This is a genomic window from Bacteroides caecigallinarum (assembly GCF_021530995.1).
In the GTDB taxonomy this organism is placed as follows: Bacteria; Bacteroidota; Bacteroidia; order Bacteroidales; family Bacteroidaceae; genus Phocaeicola; species Phocaeicola faecigallinarum.
The window spans coordinates 1-212 of sequence record NZ_JADYTF010000386.1; the positions used below are offsets into that span (position 1 = coordinate 1).

Below are 212 nucleotides of genomic sequence, written 5' to 3' on the forward strand. Positions count from 1 at the left end.
CCAACCATGCCGTAACATGGGTGGTTTGGGCTCTTCCCCGTTCGCTCGCCACTACTGGGGGAATCATTGTTATTTTCTTTTCCTACAGGTACTAAGATGTTTCAGTTCCCTGCGTTAGCCCCTTACATTAGTAAGGTGATATCCCTTCAGGATATCGGGTTGTCCCATTCGGAAATTCACGGATCAAGGGTTATTTGCACCTCCCCGTGACT

1 rRNA gene is annotated in these 212 nt (G+C 48.6%); it reads right to left on the reverse strand.

The annotated features are described in order from the left end of the window. Positions 1 to 212 (reverse strand): 23S ribosomal RNA (locus tag I6E24_RS17145); the annotation flags it as partial.